General features: G+C 63.7%; 16 protein-coding genes. 10 read left to right on the forward strand and 6 right to left on the reverse strand.

The features are described from left to right. The first annotated feature begins 12 nt into the window (after positions 1-12). The 5 genes from AB4Z00_RS21675 to AB4Z00_RS21695 all read left to right on the forward strand — a co-directional run bounded on the left by AB4Z00_RS21675 (position 13) and on the right by AB4Z00_RS21695 (position 6,269). Positions 13-2,292 carry a TonB-dependent receptor gene (locus AB4Z00_RS21675; protein WP_442047200.1) on the forward strand — a complete coding sequence of 760 codons (2,280 nt, stop codon included), beginning with the start codon at positions 13-15 and terminating at the stop codon, positions 2,290-2,292. Between the two features lie 69 nt (positions 2,293-2,361). After that, the gene (locus tag AB4Z00_RS21680) at positions 2,362-3,141 is read left to right on the forward strand and encodes an SDR family NAD(P)-dependent oxidoreductase (RefSeq protein ID WP_442047201.1); all 780 of its coding nucleotides are present in this window, start codon (positions 2,362-2,364) and stop codon (positions 3,139-3,141) included. A gap of 140 nt (positions 3,142-3,281) precedes the next feature. After that, entirely contained in the window at positions 3,282-4,328 is a 1,047-nt protein-coding gene (locus tag AB4Z00_RS21685; protein ID WP_132265454.1) for an aromatic ring-hydroxylating dioxygenase subunit alpha, read from the forward strand. Next, positions 4,328-5,581: a Bcr/CflA family efflux MFS transporter gene (locus AB4Z00_RS21690; protein WP_442047202.1), complete on the forward strand. Its 1,254-nt coding sequence runs from the start codon at positions 4,328-4,330 to the stop codon at positions 5,579-5,581. Before AB4Z00_RS21685 ends, AB4Z00_RS21690 begins: the two co-directional genes overlap by 1 nt. Before the next feature lie 31 nt (positions 5,582-5,612). Beyond that, positions 5,613-6,269, forward strand: a complete 657-nt coding sequence (locus tag AB4Z00_RS21695) for a MerR family transcriptional regulator (protein WP_442047203.1) — start codon at positions 5,613-5,615, stop codon at positions 6,267-6,269. 36 nt (positions 6,270-6,305) lie between these two features. Here AB4Z00_RS21695 and AB4Z00_RS21700 read toward each other — a convergent pair whose 3' ends face one another. Then, positions 6,306-7,406 carry an NAD(P)-dependent alcohol dehydrogenase gene (locus tag AB4Z00_RS21700; RefSeq protein WP_442047204.1) on the reverse strand — a complete coding sequence of 367 codons (1,101 nt, stop codon included), beginning with the start codon at positions 7,404-7,406 and terminating at the stop codon, positions 6,306-6,308. Positions 7,407-7,622: 216 nt separating this feature from the next. On the opposite strand from AB4Z00_RS21700, the gene AB4Z00_RS21705 reads away from it, so the two are divergent. The 3 genes from AB4Z00_RS21705 to AB4Z00_RS21715 all read left to right on the forward strand — a co-directional run bounded on the left by AB4Z00_RS21705 (position 7,623) and on the right by AB4Z00_RS21715 (position 12,931). Next, positions 7,623-8,924 carry a cytochrome P450 gene (locus AB4Z00_RS21705; RefSeq protein WP_431569096.1) on the forward strand — a complete coding sequence of 434 codons (1,302 nt, stop codon included), beginning with the start codon at positions 7,623-7,625 and terminating at the stop codon, positions 8,922-8,924. A gap of 82 nt (positions 8,925-9,006) precedes the next feature. After that, on the forward strand, positions 9,007-11,355 hold the full coding sequence (locus AB4Z00_RS21710) for a TonB-dependent receptor (protein ID WP_442047205.1): 2,349 nt from the start codon (positions 9,007-9,009) through the stop codon (positions 11,353-11,355). A gap of 73 nt (positions 11,356-11,428) precedes the next feature. After that, complete coding sequence (locus tag AB4Z00_RS21715) at positions 11,429-12,931, forward strand: aldehyde dehydrogenase family protein (protein WP_442047206.1); 1,503 nt, start codon at positions 11,429-11,431, stop codon at positions 12,929-12,931. A 421-nt stretch (positions 12,932-13,352) separates the two neighbouring features. Here AB4Z00_RS21715 and AB4Z00_RS21720 read toward each other — a convergent pair whose 3' ends face one another. Beyond that, positions 13,353-15,509, reverse strand: coding sequence for a TonB-dependent receptor (locus tag AB4Z00_RS21720; protein WP_442047207.1), 2,157 nt, complete (start codon positions 15,507-15,509; stop codon positions 13,353-13,355). A gap of 250 nt (positions 15,510-15,759) precedes the next feature. Between AB4Z00_RS21720 and AB4Z00_RS21725 the strand changes: the two genes are divergently transcribed. Further along, positions 15,760-16,440 carry a response regulator transcription factor gene (locus tag AB4Z00_RS21725; RefSeq protein WP_442047208.1) on the forward strand — a complete coding sequence of 227 codons (681 nt, stop codon included), beginning with the start codon at positions 15,760-15,762 and terminating at the stop codon, positions 16,438-16,440. Next, on the forward strand, positions 16,430-17,926 hold the full coding sequence (locus AB4Z00_RS21730; RefSeq protein ID WP_442047209.1) for an ATP-binding protein: 1,497 nt from the start codon (positions 16,430-16,432) through the stop codon (positions 17,924-17,926). Before AB4Z00_RS21725 ends, AB4Z00_RS21730 begins: the two co-directional genes overlap by 11 nt. A 10-nt stretch (positions 17,927-17,936) precedes the next feature. On the opposite strand, the gene AB4Z00_RS21735 is transcribed toward AB4Z00_RS21730, so the two are convergent. Genes AB4Z00_RS21735 through AB4Z00_RS21750 form a run of 4 tightly spaced genes read right to left on the reverse strand, consistent with a single transcriptional unit; the run spans position 17,937 to position 20,611 of the window. Continuing rightward, on the reverse strand, positions 17,937-18,368 hold the full coding sequence (locus tag AB4Z00_RS21735) for a putative quinol monooxygenase (RefSeq protein WP_442047210.1): 432 nt from the start codon (positions 18,366-18,368) through the stop codon (positions 17,937-17,939). A 29-nt stretch (positions 18,369-18,397) separates the two neighbouring features. After that, the gene (locus AB4Z00_RS21740; protein ID WP_442047211.1) at positions 18,398-19,366 is read right to left on the reverse strand and encodes a LysR family transcriptional regulator; all 969 of its coding nucleotides are present in this window, start codon (positions 19,364-19,366) and stop codon (positions 18,398-18,400) included. Positions 19,367-19,388: 22 nt separating this feature from the next. Next, a complete protein-coding gene (locus tag AB4Z00_RS21745) occupies positions 19,389-19,874 on the reverse strand; it encodes a (R)-mandelonitrile lyase (RefSeq protein WP_442047212.1) in 486 nt (161 codons plus the stop codon). Further along, positions 19,871-20,611, reverse strand: coding sequence for a carboxymuconolactone decarboxylase family protein (locus tag AB4Z00_RS21750; protein ID WP_442047213.1), 741 nt, complete (start codon positions 20,609-20,611; stop codon positions 19,871-19,873). Before AB4Z00_RS21750 ends, AB4Z00_RS21745 begins: the two co-directional genes overlap by 4 nt. Positions 20,612-20,658: the final 47 nt, after the last annotated feature.

A 20,658-nucleotide genomic window follows, 5' to 3' on the forward strand; every position in this document is an offset into this window, starting at 1 on the left:
GAGATGCCATCCATGACATTCAAGTATATGACTTCCGCGGCCGTTTGCGCCCTGTCTACTATAACGATTGCACCGGCTTTCGCGCAATCGGAGGCCTCTGCCGACGCCGCGCCGGCCGATCCCTTGGCCGACAATGCCGGTGCCGCTCAGCGCCCCAGCGTCGATTCGCAGGATATCATTGTCACCGCCCAGCGCCGCGCCTCCACCGTGCGCGAGGTTCCTTTCTCCATTGCTGCGTTCGGCGGCGAGCAGCTCCGCACCGATCAGGTGTTCAGCCCCACCGCTCTCACGCAGCAGATGCCGGGCATCACCATCAACACCTCGGACAAGTCGCTTTCGATCGTGGCGATTCGCGGCAACGTCTCGACGTTCCGCACGGCGACGCTGGACACCCCGGTCGCCTATTTCATGGATGACATCTACTATGTGTTCAACAACGACCTGAACGCCAACTTCTACGATATCGAGCGTGTCGAAGTGCTGCGCGGGCCGCAGGGCACTCTGTTCGGCCGCAACGTGGTGGGCGGTGCCATCGCCGTCATCAGCAAGAACCCGGAATTCAAGGACGACTACTTCCTCCAGGGCACCGGCGGCAACGCCGGCTACTTCCGCAGCGAAGGCATGGTGAACACCACGCTCGTAGAGGACAAGATTGCCGCGCGCTTCTCGTTCAGCACCGAGACTTCGGACGGCCAGATCGATACGCCCAACCAGTCGGGCAGCTACGGAAAGACGGACGGCTATGCCATGCGCGGCAAGCTGCTGTTCCAGCCAACCGACACGCTGAAAGTCGTGCTTTCGGGCGATTACAGCTACACCAAGGGCAATGGCGGCGCCATCGGCCTGGGGATCGGCGGCAACCAGGTCGTGCCGGCGACCTTCGGTGACTTCACCAATGACGAGTGGGTGAACAACGACTATGCGGCCTCGCCCTATCGCCAGCGCCTGCGCGGCGGCTATCTGCGCGGCGATCTCGACCTGCTGGGCGGCACGCTGACTTCGATCACGGGCTACCGCATGAACGACAGCCGGGCGACCAACGACGACGTGCCGGTCGGCACCGAAGTGCCCGTTTTCGACCGCCGCCAGGTGGTGCGCAACCGCAGCTTCACGCAGGAAGTGCGCTTCGCTTCGGCGCCGGGCGTGCTGTCCTACGTGGTGGGGGCCTATTATCTCTCGGCCGACGTCTCGACCGAGAATATCTTCAATTACAGCCCTCTGCCCGGCTCGGCCGTGCCCGCCAGCATCCGCCGCAATCCCGGTGTGACCAACATCACCCGCGTACAGGACGGCGACGTGCGCAGCCTGGCGGTGTTCGGGGAGGCGACGCTGAACGTCACCGACCAGATCTCGGTCGTGGCGGGCGGGCGTTACACTTCAGACCGCAAGAAGATCGACTACCATGCCTTCTCGACCACCGATGCAGGCGCCATCCCGGGCTTCGGTTTCCCCGGTGAAGTGATTGCCTCGGGCGGGAAGACCTGGAACGCCTTCACCCCGCGCTTCACGGTCAAGTACGAGCCTTTCGACAAGGTCAATCTCTACGCGACTTACGCCAAGGGCTTCAAATCGGGCGGCTTCGTGGACAACGCCTATCGCGATCCCACCATCCCGCTCGCACCCGAACATGCCGAAAACTACGAAGTCGGCGCCAAGACCCGCCTGTTTGGCGACATGCTGGACTTCAACGTCGCCCTGTTCCACCAGAAGACCAAGGATCTCCAGAACTTCTCCGGCGCAGGCGGCATCGCCCATACCTACAACGGCACGCTCAAGATGAAGGGCTGGGAAATCGAATCCGTGCTGCGGCCGATGGACGGACTGCGCCTGACGGGGAACTATACCCACCTCATCGGCAAATATACTTCGCTGGAAGACCCGCTGGTCGGCCTCGACTACTCCGGCAATCCCGCGAAGTTCGCGCCGCGTGACGCCTTCACCATCGGTGCGAGCTATCAGGCACTTCTCGGCAATGGCGCCAGCCTGACACCGCAGGTGGACTTCAACTATTCCGCGCGCATTTCGACCGACGATGCGAACACGCTGCGCCTGTACCAGAACCTCTACGACGATACCCGCGGCCGCACGCTTAACGCGCGCCTGAACTACGAGTCTTCCGATGGCCGCCTGACCCTGGGCATCTGGGGCAAGAACCTCACCAACAACTACCAGATCGTCAATGCCGACGACATCACCGCCTTCCTTGCGGTGCCGGGCAACGGCACGACCTACTGGAAGATCTTCACCAACACGCCGCGCACTTACGGCATCACTCTCAGCATTCGGCGCTGACGGCCTGGCGGGGAGCGGTGCGCCGTTCCCCGCCTTTTTCAATGAAATTCAGGTATCAAGGAAATCGTGATGACCGTGCCGACCCAGCTTCCTTCCAACGGCAGCTTCTCCTTTTCGGGGCGCACCGCGCTCGTCACGGGCGGGGGGCGCGGGGTGGGCGAGGCCGTTGCGCGCGAGATCCATGCGGGCGGAGGCAGGGTAGCCGTAAGCGATCTCGATCTGGACGCTGCCGAAGCGGTGGCGCGCTCGCTCGATCCTTCGGGCGAGACGTCCATGGCTATCGCCCTCGACGTTCGCAGCAAGGACCATTTCCTCGCCGCGCGCGACCGGATCGCGGACGCGTGGGCACGGGTCGATATCGTCGTCAACAACGCCGGTCTCGCGCGCCGCACGCCGACGCAGGATATCAGCCCGGAGGAATTCGACGAGATCGTCGCCATCAACATGCGCAGCGTATTCCTCAGCTGCCAGATCTTTTCCGAGCACATGAAGGCGAACGGTTATGGCCGCATCGTCAACGTCACTTCGCTGGCGGGCCAGAACGGCGGCACCGTCGCCTCGCCGCATTATGCGGCCTCGAAGGCAGGCGCGATCATGCTCTCGAAGTACTTCGCGCGCTACCTTGCGGGAACCGGCGTGACCGTGAACGCCATCGCGCCCGGCCCGATCGACACCGCCAAGGGCCGGCTTTCGGAAGAACAGATCGCCCGCGTGGAGGCGGAAGTGCCGGTCGGCCGCTTCATGGAAGTGGGCGAGATCGCCGCTGCCGTCGCACTGGTCGCCTCGGATCGCGGCGGGTTCTTCGTGGGGGCCACGCTCGACATGAACGGCGGCCTCTACCTCCGGTAAGCGCATGGCAAACCGGCGCTCGTCCCGCTTTTCCAATGGCTTTATTCAATTGCGATTGGAGGCGGGATTTCCGCCGGGATAGCTTCTATCCGTAAAGCAATCCGGACGGCGGCAAGACCGATCCGGACAAGGAGAGTCTCATGTTCATTCGCAACACCTGGTACGTCGCCGCCTTTGCTGCCGAGATCGAGCCCGGCAAGACCCTGGCGCGGCGGTTTCTGAATGAACCGGTCGTGCTCTTCCGCACCTCGGACGGCCAGATCGCCGCGCTGGAGGACCGGTGCAGTCACCGCGCCATGCCGCTGAGCGCGGGCCATGTCGAAGGCGATGTCATCCGCTGCTGCTACCACGGCGTCGAATTCAACCGCCTGGGTGCCTGCACGCGCATCCCCAACCAGACCCGCATCCCGCCCTCGGCCAATGTCCGCCACTATCCGGTGCTGGAAAAGGATCACCTGATCTGGATCTGGATGGGCGACGAGGCGCTGGCCGATCCCTCCACCGTGATCGACAGTCCCGAGCACAACGATCCGGCCTGGACCTGGCGCCCCTACAACTTCCATGTGAAGGCCGACTGGCAGCTCATCATCGACAACATCATGGACCTGACGCACGTCCCCTACATCCACGCGCGTACCATCGGCGGCAATCCGGAACAGCATTACGGCGCCGACACCAAGGTGGAGTTCGACGGCAACAAGGTCACGCTGCTGCGCAAGATGCCCAACTCGGTTCCGCCGCGTTCCTACATCGACGCCGGCGGCTTCAAGGGCCGGGTCGATCGTTGGCAGGAAGTGCGCTTCGAACCGCGCGTGGGCATGACCTGCCGCGTCAATGCGGGCGGCTGCGATGTCGGGACCGGAGCCTACGAAGGCAAGCGCGATAACGGCTTCATGCTCGCCAACAATCATTTCATCACGCCTGAGACCGACAGGACCAGCCACTACCTCTGGACCATCTGCACCACCGCCTCGAAGGAAAGCGGCGTGCCCGAGGTGCTGTTCGACCAGTTCTTCGACACCATTACCGAGGACGAGGAAACGCTCCAGGCCCAGCAGCTGCGCATCGACGATGCACCGCATCGCGGCTTCGTGGGTATCGCCAGCGATGGTGCGGTCAACCAGGCCCGCCGCGTCCTGAGCAATCTGTTCGAGGCGGAGCAGGGCGAACTCGTCGCCGCCGAGTAATGCCTGCCGGTTCGGGTGAGGCCAATGTGAGCGAAGCAGAGACCGGCACCCGCGCTAGGGTGCCGGTTTGGTTGCTCGGATCGATGACACTGAGCGGAACGCTGGGCATCCATATCTTCGCCCCCGCGCTGGTAGTCGCCGCGCAGGCCTTCGGTGCTCGCAATGCCGAACTGCAACTCGGCATCAGTCTCTACATCTGGGGTCTCGCCTTCGGGCAGCTCGTGCATGGCCCGCTGTCCGACCGCTTCGGCCGGCGGCCTGTCCTGATTGCCGGCAGCGCTGTCTTCACATTGGCAAGCTTCATCGCGGCAACGGCGTTTTCGGCGAGCTTCTTCAACGTGTGCCGGTTCGCGCAGGCGCTGGGCGGCAGCGCGGGAATGGTGATCGCCCGGACCATCGTGCGCGACGTAAGCACGCAGGAAGGCTCGACCGGCAGCCTCGCCAAGCTCAACCTGATGATTCTGGTCGGGCCGGGGCTGGGCCCGGTGATCGGTGGGTTCCTGGTCACTCACGCGGGCTGGCAATCCATCATGATCCTGCTGGGACTGTCGGGCGCGCTCAACACTGCTGCGATCGTCTCGCTCCTGCCGGAGACCGGTACGCAGCGTTCGGCAACGACACGGAGCGTGCTGGGAAACTATGTGCGGCTGGTCACCTCGGGTCATTTCGCGGCCTACGCGATTGGTGGCGGCTGCGTCACCACGGGCTGGTATGCCTTCCTCAGCGCTGCGCCGCTCATCTACCAGCAGCGCTTCGGACTGACGCCCGATGCGAGCGGCATGCACCTTGGCGTGGTGGTGGCCGGGGCGTGGATCGGTAGCTTTACCGCCTCGCGGCAGAGCCACCGCTGGTCGGCGCCCCGGATGCTGGCGCTGGGATGCCGGCTGTCGCTGGGCGCGGCCTTCGGACTGCTGGCGGCATTCCTTTCGGGCCTTGCCAGTCCGGTCCTCGTGACGGGACTGATGTTCCTCTTCACCTGCGGCGTCGGTCTTGCCGGACCGGCGGCACTGGCGCTGGCCACGTCCGTCGATCCCGCCGCCTTCGGATCGGCTTCGGGGCTTTATGGAGCGATCCAGATGGCCGTTGGCGCGCTGGCGGCGGCAGGGGCAAGCTTCGGGCGAGACGGCGCGATGACGGCCATCGCGATCCTGATCGGCTGCGAGATCGCTGCGCTGTGCCTTTTCGCAGGCCGGGCGCGCCGCATTGCGAAGGCCCCCGTGCCATGCTCTAAACGTGCCCATGAAGATGCGTGAGCTTGAACAACGCACTGGCGTGCATCGGGAGGTGATCCGCCTCTATTTGCGCAGCGGTGTCATCCCGGAGCCGGACCGGCCCAAGCGCACGGTCGCGATCTACCGCGAGGACCATGTTCAGGCGATCGCCACGGTCCGCAAGCTCCAGCATGAAAGTCGCCTCAGCCTGTCGCAGATCAAGGCGCTGATGGAGGGCGGGGGCCAGCAGCCCCGCGTCGATACGACGGCGCTGGACCAGTTGGAACAACTCGTGGCGCACCGCGCGGGCGAAGACCAGGGGCCGGTCACGGTCGCCTCGCTGCTGGAAACCTATCCTTCCGCCGCCGAGGATACCCGCATCCTCGCGGCCATCGGCGTCCTTGCGGTGATCGAGACGCCCGACGGCGATGCGCTATCCATTTCCGATGCGCAGATGGTCCGCATCTGGGGGGACATGCGCAAGGCCGGCTTCGACGCGCATCTGGACTACACCCCCGAAGTGCTGGGATTCTATGTTGAAGCGGCGGACTTCGTCGGCAAGTGGGAAGCCACGACCTTCCTCGAACGCGTGACCGGGCGGGTGGAAGTGGGCGAGGCGGCCGATCTGGTAGAACAGGCGCTGCCGCTGATGCTGGATTTCTTCGGGGTCCTGCGCCAGCGCGCGTTCTTCCGCCATTTCGACGCGATCAGGGGGCAGACGGAAGCCTGAGACCGGACAGCCTTCGAGGCCGCCCGGTCCATCGGTTCACATCGTCAGCACGGCCTTGACGCAGCGGCCCGCGTGCTGGTCTGCAACGGCCTCGTTGATCCGGTCGAGCGGATACGTGCGGATCATCCGGTCGAACGGGAAGTGCCCGGCGGCATGGAGTTCGATCAGTCTGGGCAAGAATTCCTGCGGGTCGGCGTTCCCTTCGGTCACCCCGCAGACCTTCAGGCCGAGCGAGAGCATGTGCAGGAGATTGAGCGAGATTGCGGCGTCCGCGCTGCGCGGTACGCCGACCATGGCGAGGCGCCCCAGCACGGCCATAGCGCCCATTCCGTCCTCGATCACCCCCGGCACGCCCGAGGTGTCGAGCATGGCTTCGGTCCCGAGCGGCAGGATGGCACGGACCTGCTCGGCCAGCGGTCCCTCAGCGGGATCGAGGGCATGGGTTGCGCCAAGATCGAGCGCCATCTCACGCCGCGATGCAAGCGGGTCGGAGACGATGATCGCGCGCGCTCCGGCACAGGCAGCGGCCATCACCCCGCTCAGGCCCACCGGCCCGGCGCCTGTCACCAGCAGGCTCTCACCCGGCTTGACATCAAGGGCGTTGAGCACGGCTCCCGCCCCGGTCATTATCCCGCAGCCGAGCGGGCCGAGCAGCGCCAGCGGCGCTTCCCTGGGCACTTTCACCAGGTTGCGCGCGGCGGCGATGGCGTGAGTGGCGAAAGACGATTGCCCGAAGAAATGGCTGCTGACGTCGTGGTCGCCGTCGTGGATGCAGGTGCTGCCGTCCATCCGGCGCCCACCGAAATTCAGCGCTGCGAAGTCCCGGCAATAGGCGGGATCCCCGGCGTCGCACTGCGGACATGCCCGGCATGCGGCGAAGCCCAGGATGACGCTGTCACCCACTTTCAGCGTCGTCACTTCTGCTCCCACTTCCTCAACGATTCCCGCACCCTCATGACCCAGAACGGCGGGTAGCGGCACCGGCAGGATCTGGTCGCGCACGACGAGGTCGGTATGGCACAGGCCCGTTGCGACGACTTTCACGAGCACTTCGTCGGGTCGCAGCCCTGAAAGCGTGAGCGTCTCGACGGCGAAGTCCTCGCCCGGGCGGTGAACCACTGCTGCACGAATTTCCATGGCGCATCTCTCTCCTATTCGATCTTCGCCTCGCCATTCGATTAGCGGGATGGTCCTATGGCTGATCGGTGCTTTGGGCACCGGGAAACAGCCATTCTTGGCATTTCATCCCTCGAATGGTCAGACCTAGATCTACGATTGACCTCGGGCCCTGTCCACAGTTACGTGTATGTAACACGCAATTTGGGGCGGAACCAACCGCCCGAGGGAGAGCCCATGACCGTTTCGCTCGATACCGAGAGCTGCCCCGTCATACCGGAGGAGATCGCACGCATCGTGATCTCGCCCAGATCCTACACCGACGACGCGCTGATCTACGGCACCTTCCGCTGGCTGCGCGAGAACATGCCGCTGGCCAAGGCGCACGTTCCGGGTTTCGATCCGATCTGGATCGTCACCAAGCACGCGGACATTCGCGAGGCAGAGCGCAATTCGAAGCTGTTCCGCAACGCCGATTTCAACCCGGTGCTGAACGACCGGGCCTCCGATGAGTTCACCCGCTCGATCAACGGCGGATCGACGAAAATCATTTCCTCGCTGACCTACATGGACGGCAAGGAACACGCTTCCTATCGCAACCTCACGTCGAACTGGTTCCTGCCCGGCCGGGTCAGCCAGCTTGAGGAACAGGTGCGCCGTCTTGCGCGCCAGTCGGTCGAGAACCTGCTGAGCTTCGATGGCGAGTGCGATTTCGTGCGTGACTTCGCGCTGCACTATCCGCTCCGGGTGATCATGACGCTGTTCGGTGTTCCGCCCGAGGACGAGCCGCGCATGCTCAAGCTGACGCAGGAATTCTTCGGCGTCCACGACCCCGAGGAGCAACGGCCCGAGATGATCGCCGACCCGGTGGCCGGGGCAAAAATGTGGGCTGCTGCGCTGGAAGACTTCTACGCCTATTTCGACGATCTCAGCGCCAAACGCCGTGCGGAACCGACCGACGACCTGCTTTCGCTGATCGCCAATTCCCGCATCAACGGCGAGCCGATCCCGCGCGCTGAGGCCAACGGATACTACGTCGCCATCGCGACGGCCGGACACGATACGACCTCGTCCTCCACAGCCGGCGGCCTGCACGGCATGATCGTGAACCCGGAGAATTTCGCCAAGGTGAAGGAGGACCCCGGCCTGATCCCCGGCCTGGTGGACGAGGCGATCCGCTGGACCAGCCCGGTCAAGCACTTCATGCGCAATGCGGCGGAGGATACCGTCCTGCGCGGGCAGTCGATCAAGGCGATGGACCGCCTGATGATGTGCTACCCCTCCGGCAACCGTGACACCGACGTGTTCGTCGATCCCGACCGTTTCGACATCACCCGCTCACCCAATCAGCACGTCGCCTTCGGGTTCGGGCCGCATATGTGCCTCGGCCAGCACCTCGCCAAGCTGGAGATGCGGGTGCTGTTCCAGGAACTGCTGCCGCACCTGAAATCCGTGGAACTCGCGGGCGATCCGCGCCTGGTCGAGACCAATTTCGTCGGGGGCTACAAGTCTCTGCCGATCCGCTTCGTCAAAAATTGAGGAGTACCGGCCCGGCATGGGACCGGGCCGAGACAAGAACAGTCCGGCGCAAAAGCGCGGACATACGGGAGAGGTAAGAACCATGAATCGCAACGTCTTGTTGATGGCAGGCGCGTCGTCGCTGGCAATCTCGGCACAAGCTCATGCTCAGGAATCGGCCCCCACCGGGGGCATCCAGGAGATCGTCGTCACGGCGCAGAAGCGCTCCGAGGCGATCAACGACGTGCCGCTTTCCATCACCGCGGCTTCCGGCGAAAAGCTGCGCGATCAGGGCATCACCAGTGTCGGCGATCTGGTGAAGATCGTGCCGGGCTTCAACTATACCGAGAGCGCCTACGCCACGCCGGTCTACACGCTGCGCGGCGTGGGCTTCTACGATACCAGCCTGGCCGCGAAGCCCACCGTCAGCATATATCAGGATCAGGTGCCGCTGCCGTTCTCGATCATGACGCGCGGCGCGACGCTGGACCTCGAACGCGTGGAGGTGCTGAAAGGCCCGCAGGGCACGCTGTTCGGATCGAACGCGACGGGCGGCGCGATCAACTACATCGCCGCCAAGCCGACCTCCACATTCAAGGCCGGTGTCGATGCCGGCATCCAGAACTTCGGGGAAATCACCGCAGGCGGTTATGTCAGCGGCCCGATCTCCGACACGTTGAGCGCCCGCGCCGCCGTGCGCACCGAGCAGGGCGGGGCGTGGCAGCGCAGCTATACGCGCGACGACAAGCTGGGGGACCGCAACTTCACCACCGGGCGCCTGTTGCTCGATTTCCAGCCCGCCGACAGCGTGCGTTTCGAACTCAACCTCAACGGCTTCATCGACAAGAGCGATGGACAGGCCGCGCAGCTTATCGGCGTGGTGCCGCTCGGCAATCCGGCGCGGCTCGGTGATCTTGCGACTTATCCGATCGCGCCTGCCAACAACCGCGATGCCGACTGGACACCGGAACAGGCGCCCAGGCGCGACGACTGGTTCTATCAGGCCTCGCTGCGCGGCGACGTGGACCTCAGCGACGATATCACGCTGACCTCGATCACCAGTTTTTCGAAGTATCACAACGACGCCGATATCGACCCTGACGGCGTGGCGCTGCGGGACTACTTCTACAACACCACCGGCAAGATCACCGCGCTGTCTGAGGAACTTCGCCTTCAGGGCAAGACGGGCGGCCTCACCTGGATCATCGGTGCCAATTACGCGCGCGAAAAGACCTATCAGCAAGATGACGCCGGACCTTACGATCAGTCCACATCGGCCTATAACTTCGTGGATGCCGGACTGGGCGTGCCATTCTTCGTCTACAGCCAGTATGCGCGGCAGAAGTTCGTCAACAAGGCCGTCTTCGCCAATCTCGACTACGACATCGGGGACATGGTCACGCTACACGGCGGCATTCGCTACACCGATACCAAGATAGACTTTGCCGGATGCACCGCCGACCGTGGCTTCGCGCTGGGCCAGGGCATCCAGAACCTGCTCAACGCGATACGCGGCGGGGCTGGACTGGACCCGATTTCGATCGCGCCCGGTGCCTGCGTCACCATCGACGCTTCCACACTGACGGCAGTCGAAGTGCAGGATAGCCTGGACGAAGACAACGTGTCCTGGCGCGCGGGCGTGGATTTCAAGCCTTCGAAGGACGCGTTGCTCTACGCCTCGGTCAGCAAGGGCTACAAGTCGGGCAGCTTCCCGCTGCTCTCGGCCAGCGACGCCAACCAGTTCGCGCCGGTCAAGCAGGAGTCCGTCACCGCCTATGAAATCGGCGCCAAGCTGACGCTGCTGAACAGGACCGCGCAAGTCAACGGCGCGGTGTTCTACTACGATTACAGCAACAAGCAGTTCAAGGGCCGGGTCGTCGCCGATCCCAACATCTTCGGTCCGCTGGAAGCGCTGGTGAACGTGCCCAAGTCCCGCGTGCAGGGCGCCGAAATCCAGCTCGACCTTGCCCCCACGGACGGACTGCGCGTCTCGATCGGGGCGACCTACCTCGATACGAAGATCAAGGGCAGCTTCGTCAACTACGATTCCTATGGCAATCAGGTCGACTTCGGCGGATCGTCGTTCCCCTATACACCGAAGTATCAGATCGTGATCGACGGGCAGTACGATTGGGCACTGGGCGAAACCACCGGTGCGTTMGTCGGCAGCAACCTCAGCTTCCAGAGCGATACCAAGGCGGTTCTCGGCGATGCGCGTGACACGCCTTCGGCAGAACTGACCAGCAGGGGCGGGCTGACCATCGCCGACTATACCCTGATCGACCTGCGCGCCGGCCTCAGTTTCGACGACAAGCGCTACAAGGTAACCGCTTTCGTGCGCAACCTGACCGACAAGTATTACTGGTCCAACGCCACCCGCATCACTGACACGACCGTGCGCTTCGCCGGTCGGCCGCGCACGTATGGCCTCACCGTGTCGGCCAGTTTCTGAAGCTCCTCCCCATGAGCCGCGCCGGGACCGATCCCGATGCGGCTCCTTTTTGCGCTTTCACTGGAGACACAAGATGAATGCACCCTCGACTTTTGCAGCGACCCGCCATGGCGAGCCCGGGCACGAAGTGGACCTGCCGGTCACGCAGATGCTGATCGGCGGCGTGCGCTGCGAGGCGGAAAGCGGCGCGCGTATCGAGGTAGAGGACCCCGCCACCGGCACGGTCTTCGCCAGTGTGCCGGCGGGCAGCGCGGCAGATGTCGACCGTGCCGTCATGCGTGCGCGCAAGGCGTTCGAGAGCGCGGAATGGTCGCGCATGCGCCCGCTCGATCGGGGCCGCATCATCGAGGCGATCGCGCGCAAGATCGAGGAGAACGCCCACGAACTGGCGCTGCTGGAAAGCTACGACAATGGCAAGACCTACCATCACGCGCTTGCGGTGGACGTGCCCTCGGCAGTCGACGTGTTCCGCTACATGGCGGGCTGGGCATCCAAGATCAGCGGGCAGGTCAACCCGTTCTCGGGTGACGGCCGCCAGTATCATTCCTATACCGTTCGAGAGCCGATCGGGGTCGTGGGGCAGATCGTGCCCTGGAATTATCCCCTGGCGATGGCCGCCTGGAAGATTGCGCCCGCCCTCGCTGCCGGTTGCACGATCGTGCTGAAGCCGTCCGAAGTGACCCCGCTCACTGCCCTGCGCCTGGCCGAACTGGCGCTGGAGGCGGGTCTGCCTGAAGGCGTGCTCAACGTCGTCACCGGCTACGGCCATGAAGCGGGACAGGCGCTGGTCGAGCATCCCGGGATCGACAAGATCGCTTTCACGGGATCGACCCGCGTGGGCAAGCAGATCGTCCAGACCGCTGCGCGGGACCTGAAGCGGGTCACTCTGGAACTCGGCGGCAAGTCGCCCTCGCTGGTCTTTGCCGATGCCGACCTGGACGCGGCGGCCATGGGGGCGGCGCTGGCGGTGTTCTTCAATTCCGGGCAGGTCTGCCTGGCGGCGTCGCGCCTTTATGTGGAGCGTTCGGTGTTCGACCGGGTGGTCGAAGGGGTGGCCGAGGCGGCGGCGGGCTTCAAGTTGGGAAACGGGCGAGATCCCGAGGTCATGCTGGGTCCGCTCGTGTCCCGTGCCCAGCAGAGCCGGGTGCTGGACTACATCGCGCAGGGCAAGGAGGCCGGTGCGGAACTGGTCTGCGGCGGCGGTACGGGCGATCGCGAGGGCTACTTTGTCGAGCCGACCATCTTCGCCAACCCCGATCCCGATGCCGCCATCGTGCGCGAGGAAATCTTCGGGCCAGTGTTGGTGGCGACGCCGTTCGACGATGCCGACGAGGTGGTGCGCGCAGCGAATGACACGCGCTACGGCCTTGCCGCCAATATCTGGACGCGGGATATCTCGCGCGCGCATCTGACGGCGCGGCGTCTTCAGGCCGGCGTGGTCTGGGTGAACACGCATGGCATGAACGATCCTTCTGCACCGTTCGGCGGCGTCAAGGAGTCGGGATGGGGCCGTGAAGTCGGCGAGGAGGGCGTGATCAATTACACTGAAACGAAAACCGTGACGGTGCTTTTGTAAAAATGGTTGGACGCTGAGATCGGCTGCGAAAGAGCTTGATGGTCAGAAGGTCGGCAGCATCTGGCAATGGCCTTTTCTTGTAGGGCTGCCCGACTGGCAAAAGGCGACGAACTGGTTGCTCGCACCTGCCGACGACCGACCTAGAATTGACCGCGCTGAGCAGTCGGTAGGTACAATTATGCATCCTGGCTGGGCGACTCCAACTACAGGAGTGCAGGTCGAATTCCGGGGCGAACTGCCGAACGCCACAATGCTATGCTGTTTGGCCTGCCGCGAGTTGGTTTCCGCTTCGTTCGCGCGTTGCCAGTGATGCACCGCCGCCGGATTGCCCGTTACTTTTCTTGGGTTGAGCCGGCATTGAGAGGGTGCGGTTGAGCAGAGCCGGTCCCCCGGATGTATTCCAGGGAACCGGCGAGTGCCGTTAATATCGAGCGTTCAGTCCTATCTTGAATGCTGTGGGCGATCCGGGCGTAATGTTCGTGTTGCTATGCGCGAAGACGAAGTAGCGTTTGTTGAAGACATTCTCGACATTGAGCTGAGCGCTGACGTTTTCGCTCAGATTATAGTACAGCGCGGCGTCGACCCGCGTGTAGCCTGGCATCGACACTGCATTGTCGGTCGAGGCATAGCGCTTGCCCTGATAGAGAATGCCGACGGCGGCGCCGATCTGTTCGATGGGATCGAAGCGCGTCCACAGCGAGGCGGCATGCTTGGGCATGTTCGGCAGGATGTTGCCCGCCTTGACGGTGCCCGAGACGTTGTCGAGGAAAGTGCCGTCGGAATAGGTATAGGCACCCACTATGCTGAGCTGGTCGGTGATGTTGCCCGTTGCGCTCAATTCAACGCCCTTGGTCCGCTGGCGGCCGATGGGTACGGTCGCGGATGACGGGTTGTTGGGATCGCTGAGCGCCAGCACATTGTCGCGATCGAGCTGGAACACCGCAGCAGTGACGTTGAATGCGGGGACCACGTCCCATTTCACGCCCAGTTCGTAGTTCTGGAACTTTTCCGGGGCCAGGCTCTCGTTACTGAGGGTCAGCCCGGTCAGCTGATCGCCGCCGCGCGGCAGGTAGGTGCGCGAATAGCTGGCATAGATCGACGCGTTCTCGACCGGCTTGAAGATCAGGCCTGCGCGGGGCGACCACAGGTCGTCCGTGGTGGAGAAATTCCGTTGCTGGGTGGCTGGAAAGCCAACCGTGCGCGTGTCGGTGACGTCGGTCTTGAAGTGTTCATAGCGAATGCCCAGGATCACGTCGAACATGCTGGAAAGAGAGATCTGGTCCTGGACATAGCCGGCGACGAGATCCGTGGTTCCCTTGTTCGCACCGCTGCTGGCGGCCGCACGCCACAGCATGTCCGGCCGGAAAATCGTGGGATTGGCCACCGTCGCGTAGATCGTCTGCACGCCCAGCGCGTTGGTCGGGGTGGGGAAGAAGCCTTCCTGGCGCAGGTTGTCGGTCTTCTGGTGACCGTATTCGCCGCCCAGCAGCAAGGTATGCTCGATCGATCCGGTGTTGAACTGGAGGTTGAGGTCGGTCTGGTTGATGAAGTTTTCGCGGTGGGTCAGGTTGTTGTAGCCCTGGATCGCGACGACCGTGCCGGGTGCATAGATTCCGGCAGGAAGGCCGGCCGGGTTGGTCATGGCCGCCGTGTTGACAGCGCCGGGGAACACGTTCTGGTAGAATTTGTCGTAATCGGCATAGCGCGTGAGGTTGCGCAGCGAGATGCGGTCGCTGAAGCTATGCTCGATATAGAGTGAGGCGGCGTCGGTGTTCGTCCAGGTGGGGCTCTGGTCGGGATCGCCGAAGAATTGCGAGCGCGGCGTGCTTAGCGGCTTGCCCTGATAGCTGGATACCCCGCGATCGGCGACGCGATCGTCCTCGAAGTGTTCGTAGCCCATGGTGACCGTGGTTTCCGGGCCCGGGGTGAAGGTCACGGTCGGGTTGAAGCCCCAGCGCCGGTTGGTCACGCCGTCGCGGTAGCTGTCGCTGTTCTGGTAGACGCCGGTCACCCGAGCGGAGAGCAGGCTGCCCAGCGGCGCGCCGAGGTCGAACTGACCGCGGACGTGATCGAAGCTGCCGCCTTCAAGTCGGAAGGCGCGGATCAGTTGTCCGTTTGCTGCCTTGGTCACGCGGTTCACGGCCCCGCCCACGCCGCCGCGGCCGAAGATCATGGCGTTGGGGCCCTTGAAGACCTCCAGGCGTTCGATGTTGTAGAAGTCGCGATAGGTCTGGATATCGTCGCGCATGCCGTCGACGAAGAAGTCGCCCGTGGTGGCATTGCCGCGCAGGACCAGCGTCTCGCGGTTGCCCTCGCCCTGGGCGGAGAAGACGCCCGGGATGTAGCGGACGGCATCGCCGATGCTGTTCGCGGCCTGGTCCTGGATCTGCTTCAGCGTGACGACGTTGATCGACTGCGGTACGTCGAGCAGCGGCGTATCGGTTTTGGTCGCCGTGGTGCTGCGCTCGGTGCGATAGGACGACTGCGATTCATCGTCATGGATGGCCGTGCCGATCACGGTGATGCGGCCGAGATTGCCTGCATCCTGAGCATGACCCTGTGCGCTGACTACGGCCATGATAGCGCCGGCGGTAAGAGCGTGCGCTTTGGCGTGCCGCATCGAAAGCGGTTTTGACATCTTGAATGTTCCCCTGAACCTGCGATTGAAAGCACGAAAGATAATGAGAACCATTCGCACTTGTCGGCGCCGATACAGGCAGGCATGGTCCAGCCCAAGAGGAGGCGGCGAACATGGACAATAATTGTACTGACCCCAAGGTCATCCCAATGTTCGAGCCACATTTTGTAATCAAGGATACGGAAGGGGCATGAAATTACTCGTTCTGGAGGACGACGCCGAGCTATCGTCCTATCTTGAGCACGGTTTGCGCGAGCTGGGCCACAATGTGGCGGTAACCGGCGATGGCTTTGATGCCCTGTACCGTATTCTTGACGAGACCTTCGACGTCGCCATCCTCGACCGGATGGTTTCAGGACTGGACGGCCTTTCCGTGCTACGGCGCGCGCGCCGGGATGGCTGCCAGACTCCGGCACTGATGCTCACCGCGCTTGCGGGTATCGAGGACCGGGTGGAAGCACTGGAAGCAGGCGCCGACGATTATCTCGTCAAGCCCTTTGCCTTTTCCGAACTGGCCGCGCGGCTTAATGCGTTGGCGCGGCGCGCTGCGCCGGTCGCAAGCCAGCAAGTGCTGACGGCCGGCGATATCGAGATGAGTCTGCTGCGCCGAACGGTAAAGCGCGGGGGCAGGGCCGTGGAACTTCAGCCCCGCGAATTCAGCATTCTCGAACATCTCATGCGCAACGCGGACAGGATCGTGACCCGCACGCTGCTGTTGGAGAAGGTCTGGGACTTCGGCTTCGACCCGCAGACGAATATCGTGGAAACCCATATGAGCCGCCTCCGATCCAAGCTGAACGAAGGCTTTTCCGTCAACGCGATAAGAACCATCCGGGGATCGGGATATATTCTGAACTGCGATGCCGACTGACCCGCCCGGCCGACGGTTGCCGCGACGCCTGCCGCATCCTCGAACCGTCCGGACGCTCGCGCTGGTCGTGGCGCTGGTATCGTGCCTGATCACCGCAGCCTTGGGGGGACTGACCTATTGGTACGTTCACGAGGAGGTCGAGCGTCAGATCGATGAACGGATTGCCGTCGATGCTCGAACACTCCTTCAATTCGAGCGTACGCACGGGTTCGAGGCGTTGGTGCAACTGGTGCGTGCCAAGGATGCCTATACGCCGCCCGCGCCGACCGGGCACCTGGCGGTGGTCGACATCGCTCTGGATCGGACGATGGGCTATATCGTCGCAGATGGCCAAGGGGTGCGCCGGGCGGGAGGGCTAGACGCGGACATGCCGCCGTCTGGCTGGAGCGAATTCATCCATTTCAGACATCCGGACGGGCGAGATGCGATTGCCCAGGGCCTGAATTCCCGGCTCGGCGGTGGCGGATATCTGCTCGTTGCAGCGGATAGAACGGCGGTCGACCAGATCGATGCGGTCCTCCTGCGGCTGTTCCTTGCCGCCTTCGGAATCCTGTTGCTCGTCAATCTTGCCCTCATTCTCGGGTTCGGCCGCGCGGTGCGCCGACGCCTGGACGCCATGGCACGCGGGGCAGAGGCGATCATGGCCGGTGACATGTCTCGCCGAATGCCGGTGGAAGGAACTTCGGACGAGTTCGACGAGCTTGCGACAGTTCTCAACGGCATGCTCGACCGGATCGTTGCGCTGGTGACGCGGTTACGCGAATTGTCGAGCGGCCTGGCCCACGACTTGCGCACACCGCTCAGCCGCATGCAGGCCAAGCTGGAGCGGTCGGCCGGCATGGCCAGGGACGTGGAGCAGCAGGAACTGCTGGAGGCGGCGATAGACGACGGCAACCGACTGGCCGACCTCTTCGCCGGCTTGCTCTCCATCGCGGAAATAGATGGTAGACGGGCTCAGCGACGCTTCGTTCGCGTTGACCTTGGCGCGGCAGCTGAACAGATCGCCGAGGCCCACCGGCCGGCTTTCGAGGATAGCGGGCATCGCCTCCTGATCGAAACCGAACAAGCCTTCGTGCTGGGGGATCAGGCGCTGCTTCAGCGAATAGCCGCAAATCTGCTCGACAATGCGCTGGTCCATACGCCGCGCGGTACCACCGTGACTCTCCTTGTCCGCAACCTGGCGGAGGAGATCGCGTTGAGCGTGCGCGACGATGGGCCGGGCGTTGCCGTGGAGGATCGTCAACGCATCTTCGAGCGGTTGGTTCGGTTGGAACCCGGCAGGTCCGGACCGGGGTACGGGCTGGGTCTCAGCATGGTCCAGGCCATTGCCGCCGCTCATGGCGGCACGGCCTCCGCGCTTGCCCCCGATTCCTGCGGAAACGAGGGGCTTGCAATCGAAGTCTTGCTTCCTTCTTTCAAAGATCAGGACGAAAACCTGAAGGCAAAGGCCTTCGCCCGTCATCGAGGGAGCACTGGCTGCGAGTAAGCGGCGCGCGCTACTTGACCGGGCCGGTGCAAACGCCCTGTTCGCCGGATTTGGCGCAAAGAAGGATCGGGTCGATGTCGACCAGTCGCAGTGACCTCACCATCTTTTCCGTCGAAATCTTGTACTTCAGGAACTGCGGTGAGCGAATGTGGCTCTCATAGGCAGCTTTGCTGGCGTAGACTTCAAGCAGTCTGATCTTGGCCGGCGCCTCGGCGATGGCGAAGGAATGGAGCATCAGGACGCCCGGCTCCAGGCGGACCGAGGCTTCCTGTTCCTCCGCCAGGATCGCCTTATAGGCATCGAGCTGTGCGGGATCTATTTCGAGTTCGGCCATGCGAACCATGGCCGTGCCAAGATCCGGCTTCCCTTGGTCCCGGGCAGACGCGGGGGCAATGCCGGTAGCGAGGGACAGGGCACAGAGCGTTGTCAGAATGAGCTTCATGGTTGCCTTCCAGCATGCAGTCGTCGGTTTCAATCGCCGATCGGATTCAATTCGCGGATCAGGTCGATCAGCAGCCGCAGCGGGACGGGCAGCTGCCTGCGGCCGGGATAGTAGATGTGCAGCCCATCATCGAGCGAAGCCCATTCGGTAAGGACCAGCTGCAGTTCCCCGCGCGCCACCTCTTCCGCCACGCTTTCTTCCGTGGCGTAAATCAGGGCTGCACCATGGCGGGCGAGAGCCACGGCCGTCTCGCTGTCATTCATCGATATGCGGCCGGGAACTGAGATCGAGAGCGTTTCCTCACCCCGGTCGAATTCCCAGCTGTAAGTTCGGTCGTCGCCTAGCTTGATCTGCACGCAGCGGTGGTCCTGCAGGTCCTCGGGGTGCTGCGGAATGCCGAAGCGCTCCAGATAGGCAGGGGACCCGGCCACTACCCATCGCAAGTCGCGCGTCAGTCGCTGGGCGATCATGTCCGCAGGCACGGTTCCGCCGAAACGGATGCCGGCATCGAAACCCTGGTTGACGATGTCGACGATGCTGTTGTTGACGCAGAGATCGATCTCGACGTCAGGATAGCGATCGAGGAACGCCGGCATAACTGGCGCGAGCAGGTGGATCGCAGCCTGGTCTGGCACGTTCAGCCGGATACGGCCCGCCGGGGATCCGCGAAACCGGTTCAGTGTGTCGACGGCCGCATCGATACGCTCGAAGGGATCGGCGATCTCGGCCAGCAGTGCTTCGCCCGCAGCTGTCAGTGTGACGCTGCGATTTGTCCGGTTGAGCAACCGCACGTCCAGACGTTCCTCAAGTCCGCGCAGTGAGTGGCTGAGCGCCGAGGCACTTACGCCGAGTTCGACACCGGCGCGCCGGAAGTTTCTGTGCCTTGCGATGGCCAGGAAGTAGCTGAGATTGGCTATGTCTGATCGGCTGAAGCTCATCGCGGGATAAGATACTCCTGTGGCTGTTCTGCTCATAGGAGTGCTTTCGCGCGATCCCAAGCGGGTTTGTTCTATCGGGAACCTAGCGCCGGTACTGGGCGGCCGTCACCGGTTCGAGCCGTTCGACGTTCGCGCCGCCCACCGTTTCCTGGATCGCGATATGCGTGACGCCCTCTTGGGGAGATGCGCCATGCCAATGCTTCACACCGGGCGGACACCAGACGGCATCGCCGGGCCGCATCTCCACAACTGGCCCGCCTTCGATCTGGGTCCAGCCCAGGCCGGCGGTGACGATGAGGTGCTGGCCCATCGGGTGGCGATGCCAGTTCGATCGGGCGCCCGGCTGAAAGGTAACTTCGCCGGCGGATACCGCGCTGGGCGGCGACGCGGGAAAAACCGGACGCACCGTGACGGAGCCGGTGAAGTTCGAGGTCGGTCCGGATGTGGCAGTGCGTTCTTCTGCGCGGCTGACCCCGGCCTCCGCCGTCTGCGCCGCAACCGGAGACGCCAGGCAAACGGCGACCACCGCCAATAAATTCGCCGAACGCCGGATCGTGGCGCCGCTCATTTCGCGGCGCGCTGGGCGAACACGTCTTTGGCGACGGCCAGCGCGGACATGGCATTGGGCCAGCCGGTGTAGAAGGCGAGGTGGGTGATCACCTCGGCTGCCTGTTCCTGGGTGAGGCCCGCATCCATCGCGCGGCCGAGATGGTAGCTGACCTGCTCCGTCTGTCCCGCGGCGATCAGCGCGGCTACCGTCACCAGGCTGCGGTCGCGCGGGGCGAGGTCCGGGCGGAGCCAGAGGTCGCGGAACAGATAGTCGGTGGTGTAGCCCACCAGACCGGGGGCAACGCTGTCATAGAGTTCGCCAACTCGCTGCTTGCGCACGGCCTCCGCTGCCTCATCGAGAGGAAGCGGCGGCGGCGTCTCGGCGGGAAGCTGATCRCTGCCGATGCCGCGCCGGGCAAAGACTTCGCCAACGGGGCCTACTGCCGCCATCGCGTTGCCCCAGCCCGAATAGTAGGCGAGGTGCGTGATCGTCTCGGAAATCTCGCGCGGCTTCACGCCGTTCTCGATCGCCTGATCGGCGTAGTAGGTGAGCGCCGGCGCCTGCCCGCGTGCAATCAAGGCGGCCGCGGTGATGAGGCTGCGATCGCGCCGGTCAAGGCCGGGGCGTTTCCAGACGTCGCCGTAGAGACGGTCCTGCGTGTATTTTTCGAGGGCCGGGGCCACCTTGCGCACTTGCTCGGGCGAAAGGCGGCGGCCTTCGACATGGGGCTGCTGGGCCTGTGCTGTGCTGGTCATGAGGATCAGTCCTGTCATGGCTGTAAGGAGAAGGCGCATGGGAACGG

The organism is Novosphingobium sp. YAF33, assembly GCF_052113265.1.
GTDB lineage: Bacteria > Pseudomonadota > Alphaproteobacteria > Sphingomonadales > Sphingomonadaceae > Novosphingobium.

Bases quoted from the DNA above. Each gene is read 5' to 3' on its own strand.
- AB4Z00_RS21715 (WP_442047206.1), top strand. From the start codon at position 11,429: ATGAATGCACCCTCGACTTTTGCAGCGACCCGCCATGGCGAGCCCGGG.
- AB4Z00_RS21705 (WP_431569096.1), top strand. From the start codon at position 7,623: ATGACCGTTTCGCTCGATACCGAGAGCTGCCCCGTCATACCGGAGGAG.
- AB4Z00_RS21745 (WP_442047212.1), bottom strand. From the start codon at position 19,874: ATGAGCGGCGCCACGATCCGGCGTTCGGCGAATTTATTGGCGGTGGTC.
- AB4Z00_RS21690 (WP_442047202.1), top strand. From the start codon at position 4,328: ATGCCTGCCGGTTCGGGTGAGGCCAATGTGAGCGAAGCAGAGACCGGC.
- AB4Z00_RS21700 (WP_442047204.1), bottom strand. From the start codon at position 7,406: ATGGAAATTCGTGCAGCAGTGGTTCACCGCCCGGGCGAGGACTTCGCC.
- AB4Z00_RS21720 (WP_442047207.1), bottom strand. From the start codon at position 15,509: ATGGCCGTAGTCAGCGCACAGGGTCATGCTCAGGATGCAGGCAATCTC.
- AB4Z00_RS21735 (WP_442047210.1), bottom strand. From the start codon at position 18,368: ATGAAGCTCATTCTGACAACGCTCTGTGCCCTGTCCCTCGCTACCGGC.
- AB4Z00_RS21675 (WP_442047200.1), top strand. From the start codon at position 13: ATGACATTCAAGTATATGACTTCCGCGGCCGTTTGCGCCCTGTCTACT.
- AB4Z00_RS21725 (WP_442047208.1), top strand. From the start codon at position 15,760: ATGAAATTACTCGTTCTGGAGGACGACGCCGAGCTATCGTCCTATCTT.
- AB4Z00_RS21680 (WP_442047201.1), top strand. From the start codon at position 2,362: ATGACCGTGCCGACCCAGCTTCCTTCCAACGGCAGCTTCTCCTTTTCG.
- AB4Z00_RS21730 (WP_442047209.1), top strand. From the start codon at position 16,430: ATGCCGACTGACCCGCCCGGCCGACGGTTGCCGCGACGCCTGCCGCAT.
- AB4Z00_RS21685 (WP_132265454.1), top strand. From the start codon at position 3,282: ATGTTCATTCGCAACACCTGGTACGTCGCCGCCTTTGCTGCCGAGATC.